Below are 3,631 nucleotides of genomic sequence, written 5' to 3' on the forward strand. Positions count from 1 at the left end.
TGGATCACCGCCTGGCGCACCGAGCGCTTTGCCAGCCCGCAATACGCCGATAAGTATTATCAGCGTAAGCCTTTTTATCAGCAGGCGCTGAATGAATCGTCCGGCGCGCTGCCGTCGGCGGCGGCGCCCGCGGAAAGCGAAGGGCCGCGAGAAGTGCCGTTTATCGATAAGGATCGTCTGGATCGCGCGGCGTGGGGTTATGACTTTGCCCATACCGGTATCGTGGCGCTGCTGGATATTATTCCCACCACGCAAGCCAGCGGGTAAAAGCGATTATAGATATTAATGTCGGCGATATATTAGTGCAGGCGCGAACGGATATAAAAATACAGCTGAAGATATTTGTAGCGGCCAATTTTATTTGACCGCTACAAATATCATTATCACAAATATTCGGGAGGTATATATATCAGCAAGAAATATAATTCTGTCATCACGTCATCTCTTAATAACGACGCATTTAATTTCTTTTGTAAGGACACATCAATGATAAAACATATCCGTATTTTGCCCGGCGGACTGATGGTGCTGGCCGCCGTTTTGCTCTGCCTGCTGACGGCCTGCCGCGACCACAGTCGCGACGGCATGAGCGCTGCTGATATAGCCGTTTTAAACCACGGCCCGGACGCCATCGTTTCGGTGCAGGTTAATGGCTACGGGGGGCCAAGGGCGAATTCCTACGGCGGCGGCGGCGGCTTCTGCTGCGTGATGGTGCCAGATGTCTGGCGACCGGGCCTGACGGCAAAAATCACATGGACCTCCGACCCTAACTCCTGGATGAAACTGAGCGATATGCCTGACAACTATTCGCAATATTATCAGCGCCATGGCCCTATCACCGTCCCCATTGAACGTTGGGAGAAGGGGCAGGCCTGCGGTTTTGACGTGCATATTTTCCCCTGCGATAAGGTGCGGATAGTCCGTTCCTGCTACGGTCGCGCAGATCCGAAATACCCTATACTTCCTCATCCTGATGAGGATAAAAAAGCAGATAATATTATTTTTAAACATATCAAGGAGGAAGTTGTATGTCCGACACCGCAGACTCCACGCTGAATGCCCTGAAGGCGCTTATTGCCGCCTTTCAGACCGGCGCCACTCCGGTCACGGTTAAAACCTCCACCGCAGAAGCGGCCAGCTTACCGCCAAAGTTTCCCGGGCCGGATGATAAAAAGGGAGAAAAGCCTGCCGATAAATCTACACAGCAGAAAGCCGAATACAACGAGCGCGGCCGCCTGCCGGCGAGCAGAACGCAGACCGAAGGCAACTATGCCAGGCAGTACCTGGAGGGATATGTCGGGGAGTCCGATCATCAATCGGACAAAAAAACGGAGCCGGGCTGCCCCGCCAGCCTGCATACACAATTCGCTGCTGACTAATATTGCCCGGCTCTGGTCTATGAGAAACCAGTATTGATATTTGCAGCGGCCCATTTTATTTGACCGCTACAAATATCATTATCAGTTATATATGGGGGCATCTATTAGCATAAATAAAAGCATTTAATTACGTCATTTATTAACAAGTCATCACTTTATATTTGTAAGGACACATCAATGATAAAGCATATCCGTATTTTGCCCGGCGGGCTGGCGGTGCTGGCCGCCGTTTTTCTCTGCCTGCTGACGGCCTGCCGCGATCACAGTCGCGACGGGATGAGCAGCGCGGACATAACGTTGTTAAACCACGGCCCGGACGCTATCGTTTCGGTGGAGGTCAACGGTTATGGGGGGCCAAGGGCGAACTCCTACGGGGGGGGGCGGCGGCTTCTGCTGTGTGATGGTGCCTGATGTCTGGCGGCCGGGCCTGACGGCAAAAATCACCTGGACCTCCGATCCTAACGCCTGGATGAAATCGAGTGAGATGCCCGATGATTATGAGACTCACTATCAGAAACATGGGCCGATTATCGTCCCTATCGAACGCTGGGAGGAGGATCAGGCTTGCGGTTTTCATGTGCATATTTTCCCCTGCGATAAGGTGCGGATAGTCCGTTCCTGCATACCACCGGGGCAACCGGGATATCCGGTACCCCAATCGCCACCAGACTGGAAGGAAAGAGCCAAAAATATACTTTATAAACATATCAAGGAGGAGATCGTATGTCCGACAATGCAGACTCCACGCTGAATGCCCTGAAGGCGCTCATTGCCGCCTTTCAGACCGGCGCCACTCCGGTTACGGTTAAAGCCTCCACCGCGGAAGCCGCCAGTTTACCGCCGAAGTTTCCCGGGCCGGATGACAAAAAGCCCGCGGATAACTCCACACAGCAGAAAACCGAATACAACGAGCGCGGGCGCCTGCCGGTAAGCAGAACGCAGACCGAAGGTAACTACGCCAGACAGTACCTGGAGGGGTATGTTAAAGAGTCCGATCATCAATCGGACAAAAAAACGGAACCGGGCTGCCCGGCCAGCCTGCATATCAGCCTGTTCTTCGACGGTACCTGTTGTAATAAAGAAGGTGCTGATGAAGTGTATGGCTCGCGTAATCCGCCGCTGACCAATATTGGCCGCCTTTACCATGCGGCCAATTGGACGGATCAGAGCTTTTCAGCTGATAACGATGGTTTCTTTTGTTACTACTTTCCCGGCTGCGGGGCGCGCTTTCCTGAGATTGGCGAAGAGCACTACTCGCTGGACGGCGAGCTGTTTGCCAACGGCGGTGAGGATCGTATCAACCAGGCGCTGCTTAAAACCTACAGCAGCATCTGCTATGCGGTGAACAAAACCGCGATCAAAGACAGCGAACTGACCAGATATCGGCAAAGTATGGCCACCGTCTGGCCCTTCTCGCGGTTGACCCAGAAGTTCAACCGTAAAAGTGCGCTTGACAAATTCTGCGACGACCATCTGGGTGCCGTGGTTAACCAGTGGCCGCGGCAGCCAACGCGGCTGCATATCCAGCGCTCGCAGCGGCGTATCGCCAAAATCAAGCTCTTTGTCTACGGCTACTGCCGGGGGGCCGCCACAGCCCGCGCCTTCGCCCGCGGGCTGGAGTCGCTGCTCGATGACGCCAGAATGCCGCTTGATGCGACAAATATGCTGCCGGCGGGGACGGTGGTACCCGCCGGCCCGACCCTGCTGGGCATTCCCATCAGTATCGAGTTTATGGGGCTGCTGGATACGGTCTCCGCGGTTGGCGTGCCGCATATCCTGCCGTCGGCCACCGGGCATCTGGGCTGGGCGGCCAACAGCCTGCGCCTGCCGACCACCAAAGGTTTTTTAAAAAGCTGCTACCACTTTGTTGCCGGCCACGAGCAGCACGGCGACCTGCCGCTGGACTCTATCCGCGGTCCGGACGGTAAATACCCGGCGGGAGCGGTGGAGGTGGTCTACCCTGGAATGCATGCCGATGTCGGCGGCGACTGTAAACCCACGGAACTCGGTAAGGTGCAGACCGATGCCGCCAGCCTGCTGTCAAAGATTGTGCTGCACGATATGTATGCCGCCGCCTTTGACGCCGGGGCGCCGCTGAGCGTACCTGAGGAGGTATTGCCCGGCGGCGCCAAAGGCAAAAAGTATCGGGTAATGAGTAATGCCGTTATAAAACAATTTAAAATCTCCGAACAGGCGATCGCCCTGTTTAACGCCTGGCAGCAGGCCGGGGCGCAGCAGGCGGGGGCGAAGAC

3 protein-coding genes and 2 pseudogenes are annotated in these 3,631 nt (G+C 55.2%); all 5 read left to right on the plus strand.

From position 1 onward, the window contains the following. Positions 1-267, plus strand: a pseudogene (locus tag PGS10_RS24840) (T6SS phospholipase effector Tle1-like catalytic domain-containing protein); the annotation flags it as partial. A gap of 219 nt (positions 268-486) precedes the next feature. Beyond that, complete coding sequence (locus PGS10_RS24845; protein ID WP_316423625.1) at positions 487-1,056, plus strand: DUF3304 domain-containing protein; 570 nt, start codon at positions 487-489, stop codon at positions 1,054-1,056. Beyond that, a complete protein-coding gene (locus PGS10_RS24850) occupies positions 1,029-1,379 on the plus strand; it encodes a hypothetical protein (protein ID WP_316423626.1) in 351 nt (116 codons plus the stop codon). Before PGS10_RS24845 ends, PGS10_RS24850 begins: the two co-directional genes overlap by 28 nt. A gap of 177 nt (positions 1,380-1,556) precedes the next feature. After that, positions 1,557-2,130, plus strand: a pseudogene (locus PGS10_RS24855) (DUF3304 domain-containing protein). Then, positions 2,103-3,631, plus strand: a 1,529-nt coding sequence (locus tag PGS10_RS24860; RefSeq protein WP_316423628.1) for a T6SS phospholipase effector Tle1-like catalytic domain-containing protein, incomplete at its 3' end; no start/stop codon positions are given. The pseudogene PGS10_RS24855 and the gene PGS10_RS24860, both read left to right, overlap by 28 nt.

The organism is Klebsiella sp. 141153 (genome assembly GCF_032601995.1).
Taxonomy (GTDB): domain Bacteria; phylum Pseudomonadota; class Gammaproteobacteria; order Enterobacterales; family Enterobacteriaceae; genus Klebsiella; species Klebsiella aerogenes.

What these genes read in the sequence shown, in the direction of transcription:
- PGS10_RS24850 (WP_316423626.1), top strand. Translation starts at nt 1,029, where the DNA reads ATGTCCGACACCGCAGACTCCACGCTGAATGCCCTGAAGGCGCTTATT.
- PGS10_RS24845 (WP_316423625.1), top strand. Translation starts at nt 487, where the DNA reads ATGATAAAACATATCCGTATTTTGCCCGGCGGACTGATGGTGCTGGCC.